Raw genomic sequence first — 254 nt, 5'->3', positions numbered from 1 at the left:
TCTCCCCCAGAGCCAACTTCAAGAAGAACCGCGCCGCTGCTCTCGCCGAGTGGCGTCAACTAGGTGCAGCATAAGGGACAGCGGTCCTGCCCTTGCGTAGACTGGTTCGAATCTGTCTGACACCACCACCTCGCCGTCTTTCTCGCTCATGTCGGTCTGCCAGAGCCCGTGGCGGCCTGGTCGCTTACCAGCCTGCAACTCAAGCTCATCAAGATCGGCGCGCGGGTTGTTCGGCATGCCCGCGCCATCACCTT

The 254-nt window shown here is 61.8% G+C and carries 1 protein-coding gene; it reads right to left on the bottom strand.

All coding sequences use genetic code 11. The annotated features are described in order from the left end of the window. Nucleotides 1-18: 18 nt before the first annotated feature. A partial coding sequence (locus EU800_RS29055; protein ID WP_207210043.1) for a hypothetical protein occupies nt 19-254 on the bottom strand: 236 nt, incomplete at its 5' end.

It is taken from the genome of Tropicimonas sp. IMCC6043, from assembly GCF_004146235.1.
GTDB lineage: Bacteria > Pseudomonadota > Alphaproteobacteria > Rhodobacterales > Rhodobacteraceae > Tropicimonas.
Note: the sequence above shows the minus strand (reverse complement) of the source record. Positions and strands in the feature narration are given on the sequence as shown.